14 protein-coding genes are annotated in these 19,231 nt (G+C 55.4%); 10 read left to right on the top strand and 4 right to left on the bottom strand.

Annotation, left to right across the window (positions count from 1 at the left end):
* The first annotated feature begins 92 nt into the window (after positions 1-92).
* Positions 93-2,240 carry a hypothetical protein gene (locus LA756_RS15270; protein ID WP_224435584.1) on the top strand — a complete coding sequence of 716 codons (2,148 nt, stop codon included), beginning with the start codon at positions 93-95 and terminating at the stop codon, positions 2,238-2,240.
* A 47-nt stretch (positions 2,241-2,287) separates the two neighbouring features.
* Here the strand turns inward: LA756_RS15270 and LA756_RS15265 are convergent, their stop codons facing one another.
* Positions 2,288-2,740 carry a hypothetical protein gene (locus tag LA756_RS15265; RefSeq protein WP_224435583.1) on the bottom strand — a complete coding sequence of 151 codons (453 nt, stop codon included), beginning with the start codon at positions 2,738-2,740 and terminating at the stop codon, positions 2,288-2,290.
* Positions 2,741-2,817: 77 nt separating this feature from the next.
* Positions 2,818-3,780, bottom strand: a complete 963-nt coding sequence (locus LA756_RS15260; protein ID WP_224435582.1) for a DUF1559 domain-containing protein — start codon at positions 3,778-3,780, stop codon at positions 2,818-2,820.
* Between the two features lie 860 nt (positions 3,781-4,640).
* Here LA756_RS15260 and LA756_RS15255 point away from each other — a divergent pair.
* Complete coding sequence (locus tag LA756_RS15255; protein WP_224435581.1) at positions 4,641-7,001, top strand: PAS domain-containing methyl-accepting chemotaxis protein; 2,361 nt, start codon at positions 4,641-4,643, stop codon at positions 6,999-7,001.
* A gap of 147 nt (positions 7,002-7,148) precedes the next feature.
* Here the strand turns inward: LA756_RS15255 and LA756_RS15250 are convergent, their stop codons facing one another.
* Entirely contained in the window at positions 7,149-7,604 is a 456-nt protein-coding gene (locus tag LA756_RS15250) for a sulfur transferase domain-containing protein (RefSeq protein ID WP_224435580.1), read from the bottom strand.
* A gap of 253 nt (positions 7,605-7,857) precedes the next feature.
* Between LA756_RS15250 and LA756_RS15245 the strand changes: the two genes are divergently transcribed.
* The 7 genes from LA756_RS15245 (at position 7,858) to LA756_RS15215 (ending at position 16,067) form a co-directional block, all read left to right on the top strand.
* A complete protein-coding gene (locus LA756_RS15245; protein ID WP_224435579.1) occupies positions 7,858-8,976 on the top strand; it encodes a GTP-binding protein in 1,119 nt (372 codons plus the stop codon).
* 221 nt (positions 8,977-9,197) lie between these two features.
* Entirely contained in the window at positions 9,198-9,398 is a 201-nt protein-coding gene (gene hemP, locus LA756_RS15240) for a hemin uptake protein HemP (RefSeq protein WP_224435578.1), read from the top strand.
* Positions 9,399-9,469: 71 nt separating this feature from the next.
* On the top strand, positions 9,470-10,210 hold the full coding sequence (locus LA756_RS15235; protein WP_224435577.1) for an energy transducer TonB: 741 nt from the start codon (positions 9,470-9,472) through the stop codon (positions 10,208-10,210).
* Positions 10,211-10,413: 203 nt separating this feature from the next.
* Positions 10,414-13,347, top strand: a complete 2,934-nt coding sequence (locus tag LA756_RS15230) for a CHASE domain-containing protein (protein ID WP_224435576.1) — start codon at positions 10,414-10,416, stop codon at positions 13,345-13,347.
* A gap of 188 nt (positions 13,348-13,535) precedes the next feature.
* Positions 13,536-14,483 (top strand): DUF1559 domain-containing protein, encoded by a 948-nt coding sequence (locus LA756_RS15225; RefSeq protein ID WP_224435575.1) that lies wholly within the window; start codon positions 13,536-13,538, stop codon positions 14,481-14,483.
* Between the two features lie 14 nt (positions 14,484-14,497).
* A complete protein-coding gene (locus LA756_RS15220; RefSeq protein ID WP_224435574.1) occupies positions 14,498-15,688 on the top strand; it encodes a cytochrome-c peroxidase in 1,191 nt (396 codons plus the stop codon).
* A gap of 76 nt (positions 15,689-15,764) precedes the next feature.
* On the top strand, positions 15,765-16,067 hold the full coding sequence (locus tag LA756_RS15215) for a hypothetical protein (RefSeq protein WP_224435573.1): 303 nt from the start codon (positions 15,765-15,767) through the stop codon (positions 16,065-16,067).
* 15 nt (positions 16,068-16,082) lie between these two features.
* Here the strand turns inward: LA756_RS15215 and LA756_RS15210 are convergent, their stop codons facing one another.
* A complete protein-coding gene (locus tag LA756_RS15210; protein ID WP_224435572.1) occupies positions 16,083-16,304 on the bottom strand; it encodes an META domain-containing protein in 222 nt (73 codons plus the stop codon).
* 177 nt (positions 16,305-16,481) lie between these two features.
* Between LA756_RS15210 and ppc the strand changes: the two genes are divergently transcribed.
* Positions 16,482-19,202: a phosphoenolpyruvate carboxylase gene (ppc, locus tag LA756_RS15205; RefSeq protein ID WP_224435571.1), complete on the top strand. Its 2,721-nt coding sequence runs from the start codon at positions 16,482-16,484 to the stop codon at positions 19,200-19,202.
* Positions 19,203-19,231 lie beyond the last annotated feature (29 nt).

Raw genomic sequence — 19,231 nt, 5'->3', positions numbered from 1 at the left:
CATCAGAGCGACATCGCTTCTATTTCCTTGCGGACTTTGTTGGCATAAACTGGGGTTATCCCGCCTAACTTGCCTGCCTGGATCGGATAAAGATGATTCGCCGTTTTTCGCTTGCGGTTCTATGTACGCTTGCCGCCGCGCACGTTACGTTTGCTCAATCTGAGCTGCCACAATTTCATGTGCCAGGCCATGAACAAATGACTACATCGTTGGAGTCGATGTTCCAGCGACATCATAGCCCTCGCACGCGTTGCACGTTGTGGGATGGCTGGATTCCAATGTCGACGTTGTGGCCGGCCGTCGGTGAAGAGGCTTCTGCCGAAGCGATGCGATCCTTCTATCGGAACGTATTTCTATCACGACAAATTTCACCGGATGGTTATGTCGTCATGGATCAACACCGCGGCCACGCCCATCCTGGCGGATGGCCATTTCCACTTTGGGAACAAGCCGGCGGCGCTGGCTGGCATTTTACGGTTGCGGCAGATCCGTACCGCGAAATGATGCGGATGCAACCGTTCAACGCCAAGGTGATCAACTTTCAAGGAGCGACCCATATCGAGCAGGACGATTCGTTTGGAGTTCGTTTGCTGACGCAAGGAGAACAAACTTCGTTGACATTTCCGCCGAGACCATTCGATAGTTTCGTGGCTCCTTTTTTCGTGATCGAATGGTCGAGCGATCGACTGGCGGAAGACTCTCAGGTAACGCTTCAATGGCGTAGGAAAGAAGACCAGCAGTTTAACGAAACGCGGTCGCTGGTCGTCACAAAAGATAGTGGAATGGGCGGCCAGTATGGGGCTGGGCTGAAGCTAAGCGTTGTCCCGGTTTATCAGCACGAGTTGTGGAATGGAACGATCGAACAGCTTCGGTTGTCTTGGGAAAACGAACAGCCGCAAGAGATAACGATCCGCAACATGCATACGGCGACCGACTCGCGTCACCCTATCACCGGTCCCATGTTTATTCGCGGAAGTGCGGACTATTTTCTGTGGACGCATGATGTCGATTTCCTCCAAAAGAACATCGAACGCATGCGAACGGCGATGGCTTATACGTTGAGCGAGTTTCAAGTTGCCACGAAAGGTGCCGTGCTGGTTTCGTGGCCAGGGCATGATGGCCGTACTGGTTTTGTGTTCGATGCAATGGGAAAGAAGCAACTGCGGCATGGACATGGCGTCGGCAACAATTACTGGGATCTACTGCCGTTCGGTCACTACGACTGCTACGCGTCAATGGTGACCTACGACGCATTGCAAGTGATGAGTACGTTAGAAGAGGCGATTGCGGAACACCCGGAATGGAAGCTGCCACCGCCAACATATTCTGCCGAAGCGCTTCAAGCCGTGGCTGCCCGTTTGAAGCAACAAGCTGGTCAGCGATTTTGGGATGCGGAGAAAGGGCGATTCATCGCGTGTATTGATGCCGATGGACAACCGCACGACTATGGCTTCACGTTTCTCAACTTGGAAGCAATCTATTATGGGTTTGCTTCGGAAAGTCAGGCGAAGCAAATCATGCAGTGGATCGACGGAGACAGAATTGTCGAAGGCGATACGTCCACAGGAGGCGATATCTATCGTTGGCGATTTGCACCCAGGGCTACCACGCGGCGGAATACAGAATGGTATGCCTGGGTCTGGCATAACCCTGATGCGATTGCCTGGGGAGGGCAAGTGCAAGATGGAGGAGCCGTGCTCGGCTTTTCGTTTCATGACTTGATGGCTCGCTTGAAAGTGCAGGGGCCCGAGAATGCCTCGGAGCGGCTCAAAGCGATCACAAAATGGTTTGCCGAGGTCGAAGCGGAAGGAGGCTATCGCAAGTACTACGCGGTGCCTGGCCGTGGCAGTTTGCAGGGCGGGGGCACGCCAGGCGGTCTTGGGTTAGATCACGAATTCATGGAGTCGGTATTGGTTCCGCAGGTCATGCTTTATGGCTTCCTTGGGTTTCAACCGACGGCAGAAGGATTTCGCTTGAACCCTGCGTTACCAGAAGATTGGCCGAGCATCGGAATTACCCGAATCGCGTTGGCAGATCATACATTCGCCGTTACGGCAACTGACACGTCGGTGGAAATCGACTTTCAGCATCTCGGTAAAAAGCCATTAGTGATTGAATTGCCCCCGGGAGATTGGCGTGTGGACGAAGGGGATGCGGAGCTTTCTCAGCAGATGCTTAAGATCGATCCAAGTCGTCCCACGACGCGAATTCGCGTTGAGCGCATAAAAACAGGTGGCTGACCCTGCCAAGTCAGCCACCTCTTCCGTGCCAGGCGTGCGAGCAAGATTTACATCTTGGACGCCATGCCTTCGGGAATCTTGCCGTCCTTCGTCAGATCAAACTCGAAGTTGTTCTGATCGGGAGCGACGGATATGCGTAGTTTCGATTGGCGGTTATAAACCGCGGGAATGATCGAAACTCGGTCTTCTGCTAATCCACGTTCGATTTCTTCACGTGTTGGATTCGGCTTTTGAACCATCTTGTGGGCATGGATCTGCACAGCCATCTCGCCGGGGGAAGACTTGGCTGTGTAATAGCCATCTTCGATCAAGCCACCTCCCATGCTGCCGCCACTAACCGGCATCAGGGAGATCGAACCGTCCTGGACTGGTTCGCCGTCAAGGGTGACCGTTCCAGTGATTGTGATCATGCCGTCATCCGCACCGCATCCGGTCAGAAAACAACAGGCCAACAAAGCTGTCAGCGTACTGCTAAAGGAGAAAAAGCGTTTCATACTCATCGGACATGTGCTCCGCCTAGGAGTGTCGGGAAGGGAGCATCGTGAAGATGGTCCCTTCTCCAACAAGCCAGGTCATGTTATTGACTGATAACCTCGCCACCTTGAGTCGACGTACGAGCACGCCATGCCCAGATGTCGATCGTTTCCGGAACGAAGCTGACCGATCCATCGAAGTTACAAGCATTCACCCCGCCTGGGTGCATGCTGAACGCAGCGAAAGTTGCCGTGTGCCAGTGGTCGCCACCGTTGTGGCAAGGAATCTTCTGGAGATAGTCATCAGGGTTCCAGCAGCGACGACCGCCGTCGACCGAAGCCTTGGTGTTCGGGGTCAAGTAACCAGTGAAACCAGCGCCGGAAGCGTAGATGCCTGCGGCGTACATCCCTTGCCAGCCATTTTCGTTTTGGTTCATTGGCAATTCCGAAACCATCACGGTGTTACTCGTACCGTCGGTCACCGAAGCCAGGCCGGCAATCTTGTCGCCCATGCGGAAAGCGGAACCACCGTTGGTGTAAGTCCACAGACCATCCCAGTTGTTCGCGTTCTCCTGACCGTAGTTCGTGTTACCGACGCAAACACCGTAGCTGTATCGCTGATGCGACCAATGGTTGTTGCCACTGTTGGCTTCGCCCAGCGTCACCGTTTCCGAAGGGCACGAGTAAACGTCGATCGGCGTGGTGCGGTACAGCTTGTTGTTTCCATCGTTGGCACGCACGTTGAAGTTCAGCGTGTCGTACATTGCCGTTTGTTCGATGAACGGCAGCAGGCGACCGAATACCGAGATCGTGTCACCGTTCCAGCCGGTGAAGCCGAGGTAGGGGAGGTTCGTATAGGTATCGTGGTAGTTGTGCATCGCCAACCCAATGTTCTTGAGGTTGTTAACACACTGGGCGCGTCGAGCGGCTTCGCGAGCTTGCTGGACGGCAGGAAGTAAAAGCGCGACGAGGACACCAATGATGGCGATCACCACGAGCAATTCGACCAGCGTGAAACCCCGACGATTTCGGGACGATGGACGTTGAGAATCAAGAAGCGATTTCATGTTTAGGAGCCTTTCACCGCCATGCGGCAGAACAATGGGATGAGGGGAGATAAGCTGGGACTTCGGGAAAACGATGAGATAAGTCGATTAGCGAAGTGAACCAGGTAAAGCTTATTTTCCGTTCTTTTTGCTGAAAGTGAATGAGAAGCCACGTTTATCTTTTGAGAAGTATTTCGGCTCTTACATCCTCAGGAAAATAGATAGTGCTGCGATCTTCTTTGCAAGATGCGGGTTTGTGCAAGTTTCATTCGCGTACAGAGGATGGTGACCGCGAAATGCGCAGGGGAAGACTGTTAGTTGTTTCGGGTGGGTTTTGCGAAACAGAATGACATGCTCATTGAGAAAATCCTTCATTCATGGCCCCTAATGGGGTCGTTTCTGCTACTCGCAAACGAGCATTTTCAAGAGATAACTCTCGTCCAATTGAGCTTTTTTCCTTTGGCGATGGCCAACGCTCGACCATCAGCTGCACGAAAAACTTCGCAAAGAAAGTCCAGGCGGCATGAGAAATCTGGTCGTTCAGTCTTTCGATTTGCTAGCAAATTAAGTCCGACCGCGGCGAAAAAATTTTCTCGGCGGCCCTTTTCGTGAGGCCAATACCGGGCCGGTGTACTCATCCAAGGGGGTAAGTACGGCGTTTTCCGGGGTCAAACAGGCGCATAAGAGGCGCAGACTTCGTCAATACTTCGCGCACATTTCGCGATCTTTGTGGGCGCTTTCACGCAAGCAACCATTTGACTTCGCGTGGGGAAGACGTAGATAGCTGGGACGCAAATCGTATGTGGCTTTCGATGAGCCTGGCGTTGGGCGTCCATCCAAACAACAAACTAAGCAATCTCATTTGGGCAGGAGATGTTCCCATGCCAAGCAGCGCCACGATTGAAGCTCCACAGAAGTCTTCCAAATCGACCACGACGAAAGCCAAGTCGACGTCGACTCGCTCGAACTCGGTCGAAGCGCGGCTCCGACAAGAGATTGCTCAACTGAAAGCTGAGAACGCCGCCATCAACAAATCGCAGGCGGTCATCGAGTTTTTGCCAGATGGTACGATCCTGACCGCTAACGATAACTTTCTCGGTGCCGTCGGCTATACGTTGGAAGAAATCCAAGGCCAACATCACCGTATCTTCGTCGATCACAATTACGCCAACAGTGCCGAATACCGTGACTTCTGGTTCAAGCTCGGCCAAGGGCAATTCGATGCCGGACAGTACAAGCGATTCGGCAAAGGTGGCAAAGAGATCTGGATTCAAGCTTCGTACAATCCCATTCTCGACGACAACGGTCAAACCATCAAAGTCGTGAAGTACGCCGCCGACATCACCGAACAGAAGAGGCAGTTCGCCGACTTCTCCGGTCAGATGGAAGCGATCGGCAAAGCCCAAGCCGTTATCGAATTCAACATGGACGGCACCATTCGTTGGGCTAACGAAAACTTCCTGAACACCGTCGGTTACACCCTGGGCGAAATCGAAGGACAACATCACCGTATGTTCGTCGGCGCCGAGTATGCTCGAAGCGCCGAGTATCGCGACTTCTGGGCGAAGCTTAACCGTGGCGAATACGAATCGGCCGAGTACTGCCGCTTCGGCAAAGGTGGCAAAGAGATCTGGATCCAAGCCAGCTACAACCCAATCCTCGACTTGAACGGCAAGCCTTACAAAGTCGTCAAGTTCGCTACCGATGTGACCAAGCAGAAGATGCAGTTCGCCGACTTCTCCGGTCAAATGGAAGCGATCGGCAAAGCCCAAGCCGTTATCGAATTCAACATGGACGGCACCATTCGTTGGGCCAACGAAAACTTCCTGAACACGGTTGGCTATAGCCTGGGCGAAATCGAAGGACAGCATCACCAAATGTTTGTCCATCCTGAATTTGCCCGCAGCAACGAATACAAGCAGTTCTGGGACAAGCTCAACCGTGGCGAATATGAATCGGCCGAATACAAGCGTGTCGGCAAAGGTGGTAAAGAGATCTGGATTCAGGCCTCGTACAACCCAATCTTCGACGTCAACGGCAAGCCCTACAAAGTGGTGAAGTACGCCACCGACGTGACCGATCAAAAGCTGGCCAACGCAGATTTCTCCGGTCAAATGGAAGCGATCAGCAAGTCGCAAGCGGTCATCGAATTCAACATGGATGGTACTATTCGTACCGCCAACGAAAACTTCCTGGCCACCGTCGGTTATTCGCTCAGCGAAATCGAAGGTCGTCATCACCAGATGTTTGTCGAGAAAGAACTTGCTGCCTCGCCGGAATACGATCAATTCTGGGCGAAGCTGAATCGTGGTGAGTTCGACGCCGGACAATACAAGCGTGTCGGCAAGAACGGCAAAGAAATCTGGATTCAAGCTTCCTACAACCCAATCTTCGACCTCAACGGCAAGCCGTTCAAAGTGGTCAAGTACGCCACCGACATCACGCCTCAAGTTCAGCTGCGACTGGACATGGGCGAACTGATCTCGAACGTGCTGGAAAGTGCCAATCAGTTTGCCGAAAGTGCCACGACGGTCAGCGAAGCTTCGCAGTCGGTTGCCGAAGGTGCTCAAACGCAAAGTGCCGCCGTCGAACAGATCAGTGCTTCCGCTCAAGAGCTGACACGCAGCATCCAAGGCGTGCGTGATCGAGCCACGGAAACCGATAAGCTGGCCGCCGACACCAACCTGATTGCGATCGAAGGGGGTGAAGCGGTCTCGAAGAGTGGCGAAGCGATGGACTTGATCAAAGCTTCGTCCGAACAAATCAGCGAGATCATCCAGGTGATCAGCGAGATTGCCAGCCAGACCAACTTGTTGGCTCTCAATGCGGCCATCGAAGCGGCCCGAGCTGGCGAACACGGACTTGGTTTCGCAGTCGTCGCCGACGAAGTTCGCAAGTTGGCCGAACGTGCCAGCGATGCCGCCAAGGATGTTTCGGCACTGATCAAGGAATCGACCGCTCGTGTTGCCAACGGTGTCGAGCTGAGTGCTCAAGCCGGAAACGCATTGTCCAAGATCGTCACTGCCGTCGAAGCTACCTCCAGCAACATCGCGGAAATCGCTTCGGCTACCGACGAACAAATGAGCATGGCTCAAGAAGTGTACGGTACCGTCCAGCAGGTCGCTTCCGTCACCGAACAGTCGACCGCTTCCAGCGAAGAAATGGCAGCAAGTGCCGAAGAACTGGGTGCCCAGGCTACCTCGCTACGCGACCTGGTCGAAGGCTTCGACATGCAGCGATAACGTTATCCACGATAACGCGATCGAGCAACTTACAAACGGAGGACGAATCGCAAGGCATTCGTCCTTGGGTGGCAGGGGACATCCCGACACGAGGATGGCCCCTTTCGCCGATTCTTGGGAAGCTTACTCCGCCAATTCTGGCAGCGGCTAAGAAACCCTCTGGTGCGAATCGACATATTGTTTCACAAAGTCGCGCAGTTCTGGCTTGTCGCATTCAAAGCCCATCGCTTCCGCTTTTTCCAGCGTTTGATCGCCGGTCATTCCGTTTTGGACAGCCATGTGCATCATGACCATCGCTCCGGCCCGCTTGCCACTTTTGCAGTGCGCGAACACCGGCTTGGGCATCTGCTGATACGCTTCGCGAAACGCATCGACCACCTCGGGCGTCATCGATTTCATCGAGACGGGAATGTGATGATACTTAAGCCCGCACTCCTGCGCGATCTGACCTTCTTCAAAGGGGGAGATCGGCTGGTCTTCTTCGCCATTGGTGCGGAAGTTAATGACCGATTGAAAGCCCTTCTGCGGTAGCTGCTTCAATTCGTCGGCAGTGGGCTGCCCGCTTACGGTGACGTTGTCGTTGATGGAAATCGTATTCGACATGGCGAGTCTCCTTTTCTGGTCAATCAACGAACCAAGTGGCTCCCCTCCGCGCAGTGGAAGCGGGGAGTTAACCTGGAATAAGAGGGATGTGGAAACAGACCATTCCCAGTGCAAACTTCACGCCGAATGTCTGCCAGCCGAGGGGGGACGCGGCGGAAGCGTGATCGGCAATGCATTGCGATTGGACAATCTGACGTGTATAAGAATGTATGCCGATCCATCGCAAATAGACTTCGCAGAAAGAGTTCAGGCCATGGCCAACGACCCCCAGAAGATTCGCTTCGTCATGTTGGGCGGTTTCCTCGGAGCAGGAAAAACGACCACCATCGGCCGACTTGCCAAGCATTATCAAGAGCAAGGCTTGAAAGTTGGTGTCGTAACGAACGATCAAGCGGCCGACCTGGTCGATACCAATCTGTTGCGTTCCCAAGGCTTGAACGTGGGAGAAGTCGCGGGCGCTTGCTTTTGCTGCAACTTTAACGAACTGACAAGCACTGTCGAAGCACTCGCCGAATCGGAGCGACCAGACGTCGTCATCGCCGAGCCTGTGGGCAGCTGTACGGACTTAGTCGCGACGGTTGTGCAGCCGCTGATTCGACTGTTCGACGCCCAGTTTGACGTCGCTCCGTATGGCGTGATCTTAAAGCCGTCGCATGGCCTGCGGATTCTTCGCAACGAATCGAACATGGGTTTCTCGCCCAAGGCTGCCTACATCTTCGAGAAGCAGTTGGAAGAAGCCGACTTTCTGATCATGAACCGGATTGACGAATTAAGCCCCGACCAGGTGGCTGAGCTGGACGAGCTGCTGCAACAGTTTGCGCCAGAGACGCCGGTGCTGCGGATGTCGGCAAAGACAGGGGAAGGCTTTGAAGGCTTGACCGAAATGCTCGATCAGCGCGGAGCGTTTGGGCAGAAGATCTTGGACCTCGACTACGACATCTACGCCGAAGGCGAGGCGGAACTTGGTTGGCTAAACAGTAGCTTGGATATCCAAAGCGAAACGCCATTTGCATTGGACGACCTAATTTTGGGAATCGTGGAAGCGCTGCGTGTTCGACTTGAATCGGCCAATGCCGAAACGGCTCATCTGAAAACGATTGGTTTAGCGGAAGGGGCATACGGCGTGGCGAATCTGGTCAGCAGCGATACGCCGGCGGTCCTTTCGTTGCCTTCGCACTTCGAAACGAAGGAAGCCAACGTGGTGGTGAATGCTCGCGTGGCGGTCGATCCTGAGCTTCTTCGACGGGACGTCGAAGCGGCGGTCGAGGAGGTCGCAGGCCAGATGGGCGTGGCCGTTAAGTTTCGACAAACACAGAGCTTCCGCCCAGGCCGGCCGGTGCCGACGCACCGATTTGCCAAGGAAGATCGCTAAGGGGAGGGTGTCGCATGGCGCGACATGCCTGTCGGACCGAGTGACATTGCGAGCGAGCCAAAGGGGCGTTTTCTCGGAAAAAAGCAGATGGCGCGCTAGTTGCATTCTGGCGAGGGGTTGCGGAAACGAGGCTTCCACCGGCGTCGATTTCCGCAGGCTTCGTTTCTCCGAACGCTGAAAAACGCGTTCGTCCGATTCCCCTAGCAGAAGTGTTCAGCAACATGCATCGAAGTTATGATGTCATGAGCGGTACCCAAGTGGCCGACCGACCTGTGGTAAGTCCGGAAGCCGAACGAGAGCAGCAATCGCCGATCGTTTCGCAAGACCTGCTTAAAGGGCGGCGTCAGGTGTGGATCAATCACGATGGGACGCTCTATTGTTTGAAGGCGACCTCGAACGGGCGTCTCTATTTGACGAAATAAAGCTCCGCCAAATCGGGGCTTGCTAGCAGCTTGCCCCGACGGTCGTTTCAGGCCGCGGCGTGGCGATTTCCATGCAACGACTGACGACTGCACAACTTGCCATACGCATTTCCATCGCCGTCCATCTGGGCGCATTGATCTGCATGGCTTGGCAGAAGGCGTCCGTCTTGCTGCGAACCGATTTCGCCGGGCAGCGTCAAGCTGTCACCGTTGCGGCCACGTTCGCTCCGCCGGTTCCTTTAAGCGAGCCAGAACCGGTCGAAGTCGTTCGCAGCGAATTGGACGATGTTGAGTCGACGACCGATGTCGAACCCGATTCGACCGTCGCGAAGCAGTCGCCAACCCTTGTCGCCACGGTCGATGTCTCGGAACTTCTTGTTCCAGATCGCGCGACGACTCCTCCTGTGGCCCGAGCCGATCGTCGCCGGTTCCAGCAGCAGGAAGAAGAAGTTCGGCCGGAAATGGCCAGGCTTCCCCGCAAGTCGCATCCAATCACGCATGCGACGATGGCTTCGGCGGTTCCCATTCCGGTAGGAACCCAGAAAGAAACGCCGCCAGACTTTTCGATGAATCCTCCGCCGAAGTACCCCGCCGAGGCGGCACGCAACGGTTGGCAAGGGGAAGTTATTCTGCGACTGCTTGTCGCGCTGGATGGAAGTGTCAGCCAAGTGGTTGTCGCGAAGAGCAGCGGTTATTCGATTCTCGACGAAGCCGCACTGCACGCGGTCCGTCGCTGGAAGGCCATTCCAGCCACCAGAGGTGGGGAGCCTGTCGCGGTGGTGAAGCTGATTCCAGTCCAGTTTATCCCGTAGTTCGCTTACGGGCGGGGCCATCTCGGTACCGATTAGGCCGACTGATCGGTACAGCCTGACTCACCGTTCCCGTTTTACCAATTGCTATGTCAAATATTGCTGTTGGGCCATGCAGTGCGGTTCGCGGTGCCGATAACGGTTTTGGGGTCTAGGCAAACGTTGCCAGGCACGAAGTGGTTGGGGTCTACCTGGGCAGGGACACCATGCAATCCAACAAGTATCACTTACGTGTCATCGTCGAGGTGATTCTCACGGTGGCATTAGCGGAAGTAGCGTCGACGCTGCTTTTGCCGTGGGTGATCCCCCATCTTCCGTCGCTATCGGAGCGGCTGCTTGGTATGGCGATGACGCTGTTAATCGCCGCGCCGGTGATCATCTTTCGCCTCCTTTCAATCTGGTCCGTACATACCGTTTCGCCAGAAGTCGCTTCGATGAAAACGCCGGTGATGCGGCCGGTCGCGGTGGCTCTTTTGTGTGGGGTAGCGATGACCGCCTATACCGCCTACTGGATGGCGTGCGAATCGCACCGGCAAGCCGAGAGTAAGTTCGACGCGTTGGCCGAGCGAGTGAAGTACGAAGTCGCGCGCCGCATGAAAGAATTCGAGGATGGCTTGAAGGCCCTCCGCGGTCTTCATGAAGCGAGCGAGCAAGTCACGCTGGAAGACTTCCGCGACTACTGCAAAGTGGTCGACCCGTTGGTCTGTTTCCAAGGAGCCATGGGGCAAGGCTTCATTCGCCGCGTTCCCAAAGATGGAACCGAATCTTTCCTCGCGTGGTCTCACGAGCATCTCGATCCGAACTTCCGCATCAAGTCGTCCGGAAAGCTAGATCAATACGACGACTACCTGGTCATCTGTCATATCGAACCATTGGCGAACAATCGAGCCGCTTGGGGCCTGGATGTCGGGTCGGAAAACAACCGACGTGTCGCGGCGGAAAAAGCGAAGACGACCGGCGTGCCGACACTTTCCGCGAAGATCAACCTGGTGCAAGATCAGCTCGATCACAATGGTTTCTTGTACTACCTTGCCGTTTACAAAAGTGGTGCTCCGCTTGAAACAGAGCAGCAGCGCGACGACGCGTTTGTCGGTTGGGTCTATATGCCGATCACCTCGGAATTGGCATTGGAAGACATCACCGCATCAGGCGACGAGATGGTCGATGTCGAAGTCTACGACGACATGGCGTTCGATCCTTCGGCCAAGCTGTTCAGCGGGCATGGGTATCGCTTTGAAGATAAAGTCGCCCAAGGGAATTACAAAGCGTTGTTCTCGAAGACGTACGCGCTCACGTTTGGTGGACGGCCCTGGACGATCCTGATTCAAAGCAATCCGAACTTCGATACCAGCGATCTCTTCCTGCGGCCATTCATTGCCACGGTCGTCGGTGGGACGCTTACCGTAATGGTTGCCGTGGTGGTGTGGAACATGGGAACGTCCCGTTTCCGTGCAATTCGCATGGCCGAGTCGATGACGGTCGATTTGAAACTTGCCAAGGAAGAAGCCGAAGATGGTTTTCGACGTTTCAATACGATCTTCGAGAACGTTCCGATCGGCGTGAATGTCTTGGATGTCGATGGCCACGTTTTGCAGACAAACCCAGCCGGGCTAGAGCTGTGGGAAGCCGAATCGCAGGAAGCGATCCGCGGGATGTCGCTGATGGATCAAATCCCGAAGACATCGCATTCGATGGTGATTCAGGGCCTGTGTAGCGCGTTGACAGGGCGTTCTTCGTGTGTCGAATTCCAAATGATTGGCCTGCGTGGTTCGGTACGATTGATCGAACTGCATGCCGTGGTTGTCCATAACCCGACACGCGTTTATCAGCAAACGCATCTGCTGACGGTGCTGCGAGACATCTCGCCACAACGGCAAGTCGAAAGCGATCTGCGTGAGGCACGCGAAAAAGCAGAGGAATCGAACCGCAGTAAAAGCGAATTCCTGGCCAACATGAGTCACGAAATTCGTACTCCGATGACCGCCATTTTGGGCTATGCCGATTTGCTGGCCGAGCCAGAGCAGGGGGGCCTCGGGCATGAAGACAAGATGGAATACATCGCGACCATTCGTCGCAACGGCGAGCACCTGTTGACGATCATCAACGACATCTTGGACTTGTCGAAGATCGAAGCGGGGAAGATGACCATCGAGTCGGTCCCGATGCGCGTCGATGCCCTCATTCGCGACGTGATGGACCTGATGCAGGTCAAAGCCTCGGCCAAAGGGTTGTCGCTTGACTCGATCATCGAAAGCCGGATTCCGATGATCATTCATAGCGATCCTATTCGCCTGCGGCAGATCTTAGTCAACTTGTTGGGGAACGCGATCAAGTTCACTGAGATCGGTCGGGTACGTTTGCGTGTCTGTTACTTAAACAACGATCAGCGGTTGCGGCTTTCGATCGAAGATACCGGAATTGGTATGACCGACGCCCAGCAGGCGTCGCTGTTTCAGGCCTTTGTCCAAGCCGACAATTCGACCGCGCGAAGGTTCGGGGGAACTGGGTTGGGGCTGCGAATCAGCAAGCGGCTCGCTCAAATGCTCGATGGCGACATCAATGTGACAAGCGAAATGAATGTCGGTAGTGTCTTCTGTTTGGATCTGGCCGTCGGCCGCGTCGACGAAGGTAACTGGCTGACCGCGTCGGAAGCACGCGCAGTGCCGGTCGGTAATGAGCCGGACGAGGAAACCACGGCCACCAAGACTTCCACACAGCCGCTGCAAGGCATGAAGATTCTTTTGGCCGAAGATGGTCCCGACAACGTTCGTTTGATTGCCTTCCATTTGCGAAAAGCAGGGGCGGAAGTCGCTACCGTCGAGAATGGTAAGCTGGCCGTCGAACAAATGACGACCGACGGAACCGTCGGCGGTAAGTTGACCGACTCGCCACGCTTCGACGTGATCTTGACCGATATGCAGATGCCGGAAATGGATGGCTATGCTGCGACGCGGCTGCTGCGTGAAAAAGGGTGTACGCTGCCGATCGTGGCGCTGACCGCCCATGCGATGGCAGGCGATCTGCAGAAGTGTCTCGATGCTGGGTGCACAGCCTACACGACGAAGCCAATCGATCGGCAACGACTGATTGAAACGCTTCAGCAGTACCACCCTGCCGCGATGCAATCGGCGGTGATCTAAAGACACCGCTTCGAGGTATTTGGTCCGTTCTGCGGGAAACCTCATGCCGGCGCCCCTTGACCAAATTGCGAGTTGGTTCGTAGGCTAAATGTATCGTTGCTGAGACGATATCTCTGTAAGGCAAGCTTGTCGCCAGCCGCATCGATTCGCCTCCTGCCCCCCTCGAATCTTGCTACAAGGTTGCCCCCATGCTTCGTCGAAAAGGCTTTACGCTAGTAGAGCTGTTGGTGGTGATTGCCATCATCGGAATCTTGATCGCCCTGCTGCTTCCCGCCGTCCAACAAGCCCGCGAGGCTGCCCGACGGATGCAATGCCAAAACAATCTCAAGCAGATTGGTTTAGGCTTCCATAACTTCCATGACACGATGGGAGGTTTCCCCGGAGCGATTTCCAACAACGGTGCCCGGCATTATTGGGGTGCTCAGATTTTGCCGTACATGGAGCAGAATCCATTAGCCGAGTTGTACGACTATTCCGTTGCCTGGAATGCCGAAGAAAACAAAGAAGCGGTTCAATATCCGGTCTCGTTCATGCTGTGTCCTAGCACGCCCGGCAGTCCGATTCCGCATCCGAAGTTTAAAGCCGGCACCAATGGCTGGGGTTCGCTCGGAGCGGATTACATCGGTTCGCAAGGGCCGAACGCTTCGCAGTGGGCTTTTGGATCGATCCCAGAACCGAACGACTACAACGGTTTCTTTACCGGCTCGGTCGAGACCGCCAAGAAAGGACGCCGTATGCGGGACATCACCGACGGAACATCGCATACCAGCGGTGTCGTCGAGTGTGCCGGCCGCCCGCAGTATTGGTACAAGAGTAAGCTTGTCCCGGAAAGTGGTTTGGCGACCAGCAGTGGATCGATGTACAACTCGCTGTGCAGTTGGGCCGATCCGAACATCGCCAAGATGAGAGGCTGGACGTTCGACGAAACGCAAACCGATCCGATGGATCGATTCGACGACCCCGGTCCGCAAATGGTCAACGGTGTGAACAAGTGGTCGATCTATGCGTTTCATCCCAGTGGTGCCAACGTTTCGATGGCGGACGGTTCGGTTCGTTTCCTTAGCGAATCGACTAGTGTCGAGATCGTGTGTGCTTTGTTGACCATCGACGGACGAGAGATCGTCAACGAAAACTAAGGAAACGCCACGTCATGCTTCGCCTCCTCGCGCTCCAAGCCATTTTGCTGCTTGGGGCGTTTGTTTCGTTTGGCTTTGCCCAAGAGACCGCCACGGTCGAGCGGCCGAAGGTGCGGCCAGAGCAGTCGGCGCTTCAGCAAGCGGCACGCGCCGAAGGGCTGCGAACCGTTTACGCACAGTCGCCGGAGAAGTGGCCGGCGCCGCATGTTGATGAAGGGGTGGCGTGGAAAGAGATCGGTTTGCTGCCTGAGGTAGTCCATCCCGCGGACAATCCTTTTAACGAATCGAAAGAGGCGTTAGGCAAAGCGTTGTTCTTCGATCCGCGGCTATCTGGTAGCGGTCAGATTGCGTGCGCTTCGTGTCACGATCCCGACTTGGCTTGGACCGATGGACGCACGACCAGTTTCGGTCATTCGCGAAAGATGCTGGCTCGAAACGCTCCGACGACCCGTTTCGCGGCGCATCAAGAGACTTTCTTTTGGGATGGCCGGGCCGATACGCTTGAAGGCCAAGCCGTTGCCGTGCTGTTGAATCCAGACGAAATGCATGCCAGTCGCGATCATGTGGTGCAGACAGTTTCTTCCATTACGGCCTATCAAAAGCTGTTCGGCGAAGCGTTCGGAGACGAGGAAGTCACCCTGCAGCGTGTCGGTCAGGCCATCGCCTGTTTCGAGCGAACCGCCGTCAATGGACGAACGCGATTCGATGCGTTTTTGAAAGGGAAGACCGACGCGATGTCAGACAGTGCGATTCGTGGGATGGATTTGTTTCGCCGCGAAGCACGCTGTATGAACTGCCATCATGGCCCACTGCTCAGTGACGGAAAGTTTCATGATGTCGGCCTGAGCTACTATGGCCGGAAGTACGAAGACTTGGGCCGCTTTGAAATCACCGGCGAAGCAGCCGATGTCGGTCGATTCCGGACGCCGGTGCTGCGTGATGTGACTTCGACCGAACCACTGATGCATAACGGATTGTTTCATTTGCCAGGCGTTTTGAACATGTACAACGCCGGCATGCCAACACTGAAGCGGAAAGAGCATCAGCAAGCGGACGAGCGTTTTCCGACCAAGTCGCCGCATCTCAAACCGCTCGGACTGAACAAGCAAGATCTTGCGGATCTCGCTGCTTTCCTGCAATCGCTGGAAGAACCGAAGCTGCGTGTTCGTCCGCCGGAGCTTCCTGGCCTGCATCCGGCTCCTTGACTAAATCCTCGCCGGTCAGGCGATTTTCAACTAGGCTGGAAGCGTTCTAGGGATTGGCAACCGAGAGTTTTCCGCCATGCGTTTTTCGCTTCGTGATCTGCTGTTGATCGTCTTAGTCTGTTTCGTGGCACTGCCAGCGATTCAGCCGACGATTCGATATTTTCAGTGGAAGCAGAAGCTGGCAGGAATGTCTGAGCTGCAAGTCGCCATCGAGCGGTTTAAGGCCAAGCTCGAATTGGAACGGAACGCTCGGTCGTATGCCATAGGGCGTCTTCGAATGCGAGTGCAACTTGAAGAAGCCGAGTTAGGGCGACTGGCCGAGTCAATCGTGCGTTTTGAGTTAGAAGAAATCGGCCGCGAGCCAGCGTCCGCTGAGTGACTCGCGGCCGGCTTCCTATCGCTGCGGGACGGCGGCTGGGGGCTTCTCGCTCGAGCCTTCGGCCCGGGCTGGCTTGCCGGCCATAAACCGGTTGCAACCACCATTTCCGGTAATTCGGAGGTGAAACGGTTGCAGGTCCTGCTCGATGCAGTAACCGCACGTTTGATCCTCAATCGAAGCGTCTGGCTCGATCTGCCACCACTTACAACTCTTGCAAAGTCCCCACTGTTCGGACATTACTCGTCTCCTTGTTTGGACGTAGAAATCGACTGGAAGTGCAGAGCCAAACTGCACACAGCGTGCCGGAATTCGCAAAAGTCTTCCCGGGGGGACCCCCTACGAATCTGGCTTCGTTCGCGGTAACCTAGTACCGAGGCGAAGTTTAGGTAACGAACAAGCGAGACGAGAGCTGACATGTATCACGAAGAGCATGTGCCGGGATTGAATCTGTTGGTCGAATTGCTCGATCAAGTTGTCCGCGAACAAGTCGGAGATTCGTTGGCCGAGACAATGAGCCGAATCCGACGAATGTCGCTCGAACGCCGCGCCGGGCTGCCCGATGCGGAAGAACGATTGCTGGCCGAAATCGGTCGCATTCCGAAAGAGCAACTCCGCAGCGTCATTCGCTGGTTGAGTCTCTACTTCGATCTCGCCAACTTGGCGGAAGACTATCACCGAGTCCGAATTTTGGATCAGCGTGCTGCCGAAGCGGAGGCGGAAGGATTACCTCGCAGCGAATCGATCGCCGACGCGATTCGTCAGCTTTTCGAAAGTGGTTGCACCGCTGCCGAAATGCAGGAATGGCTCGACCGGCTCGCGATCACTCCTGTCTTCACCGCTCATCCTAGCGAAGCCAAACGCCGCACCACGCGGGAACTGCTCCGTCGCTTGCGCGATCACTTGCCATACTTGGAAGTGCAGCCGCACGACGAAGACTTTGAAGCAGCGCTCAGCGACTTGACCCTGTTGTGGCAGACCGACTCGCTCCGTCCACAACGACCTGGCGTGATGGGGGAAGTCGAGCGTGGTCTGTTCTTTGCCGAGGCACTTTGGGATGTCGCTCCGCAAATTTATCGCGAGATGCGGATGGCTTTGGCTCGCTACTACCCGCATCACCAGTTCGAGATCAAACCGTTCCTGACGTTCGGCAGTTGGATCGGTGGCGACCGAGACGGGCACCCGTTCGTGACCGCCAAAGTAACCGAGACAACACTCGGACTTCTGCGAAAGACGGCCCTCGAACGGCATTTGTCGTACTGCCGCGAACTGAAAAAGACGCTTGTTACTTCCGATCGTCAGGCCGCCGTCAGCGACGAGATTCGCGAGCGCGTTCAAACGGCAACCGAAAACTGGGAAGAGCTGCAAGCCCGTCTGGAAGAGGTTTCGCCCAATGAAGTGTATCGCCGCTACTTGAAGATGATCGAGTTTCGGCTCGAGGTTTCTCTGGGTAGCGCTTTTGTCGAAGGGGATGAGCATGTCGCCTATCATCAGCCGGAAGAGCTGATGGAAGAGATCGAACTGCTACGCGATAGCATGCTGGAGCATCAAGGACGCCGCGTTGCCGAGCGTTACTTAGACCCTTGGAAAGATCGCCTGCAAACGTTTGGCTTCCACTTCTTTTCGCTGGATGTCCGTCAAGACTCGGACGTACACCGCAATGCTCTGCGCGAGATCGTGTTCGCCGATATTCCAGCCGATCAGACGATCGAAGAAGCTGATTGGCTCAAACGCCTGGCACAGCTCGACAACGTGCCGAATGTCGATGCTTCCAAGCTCAGCGAAATGACGCAGGAAGTTTTGGCCACGTTTGGCGTGTTGGCCGATACGATGGCGGCCGGTGGTACGAAGCCATTTGGTGGGTACGTCATCAGCATGACGCATCAGCCGACCGACGTGATGGCCGTGCTGTGGTTGTGGAATTACGTTTGGAATCAAAGACATCCCGACAAGCCGCGTCCTTACCTGCCGATCTCGCCGCTGTTCGAGACAATCGACGACTTGGAAAGAGCACCGGCGATCTTCGAGGCGATGCTCAAGCAGCCCGTTTATCGAGAGTATCTCAGCCAACAGCCTCGGCTGGAACAGATGATCATGGTCGGTTACTCCGACAGTACCAAGGATGGTGGTTACCTGACGGCCTCGTGGAACTTGCACTCCGCTCAGGAACGCCTCGCGGAAGTGGCTGCGAAGCACCACATCGAGATGACGATATTCCACGGTCGTGGGGGAAGCCTCGGCCGAGGTGGAGGTCCTGCGGCTCGCGGTATTCAGTCGCTGCCGCCTCAAGCGGTCGACGGCAAGCTGCGACTGACCGAGCAAGGGGAAGTGCTGGCCGAACGATACGACAACGCGGTGATCGCCCATCGTCATATTGAACAGCTGACTAACGCAACATTGCTTGTCAGTGCTTCGACGCCATCTCCGGAAATGGAAAACTGGAAGGAGATGACCGAGGCAATGTCGGACGCGGCATTGACGAAGTATCGCGAGTTGGTTTCGCACGAAGACTTCCTGCGTTATTTCGATCAGGCCACGCCAATCAGCGAGATCGAAGGCCTGCCGATCGGTTCGCGTCCGGCCCGACGACGTGCGAGAAAGTCGCTCAAAGATCTGCGGGCAATTCCGTGGACGTTCGCGTGGACGCAATCGCGACAACTACTGCCGGCGTGGTACGGCATGGGAACCGGCATTCGAACGTTGGTCGATTCCCAAGGAGGGGATTGGGCACCCCTTCAAGAGATGTACCAGGATTGGCCGGTCTTTCAGGCCATGATCGACAACGCCGAGTTGGCACTTGCGAAAGCCGACATGGACATCGCACGCGACTACGCGGAACTTGCCGGCGACGCACAAGAGAGCATCTGGCGTCTGATCGACGAAGAGTATCGGCTTGCTTGCGGCGTGATTTGCTTGATTCGCCAGCAGCACGAATTGTTGGAAAAGATCGGCTGGCTCAACCGCAGCATTCGTAGTCGAAATCCTTACGTCGATCCGTTGAATCTGATTCAGATCGAATTGATCAAGCAGACTCGCGAAAACGGTACGTCGCAAGATGAAGAGGATACGGAAGGCTTGCCGCAGATGGTACGGCTTACCATCCAAGGCATCGCGGCCGGGCTGCGCTCGACGGGATAATCTGGGAATCTGCTAGGAATTCGGAATCT

This window comes from Bremerella sp. TYQ1, assembly GCF_020150455.1.
In the GTDB taxonomy this organism is placed as follows: domain Bacteria; phylum Planctomycetota; class Planctomycetia; order Pirellulales; family Pirellulaceae; genus Bremerella; species Bremerella volcania_A.
This window is presented reverse-complemented; position numbering and strand designations above follow the sequence as displayed.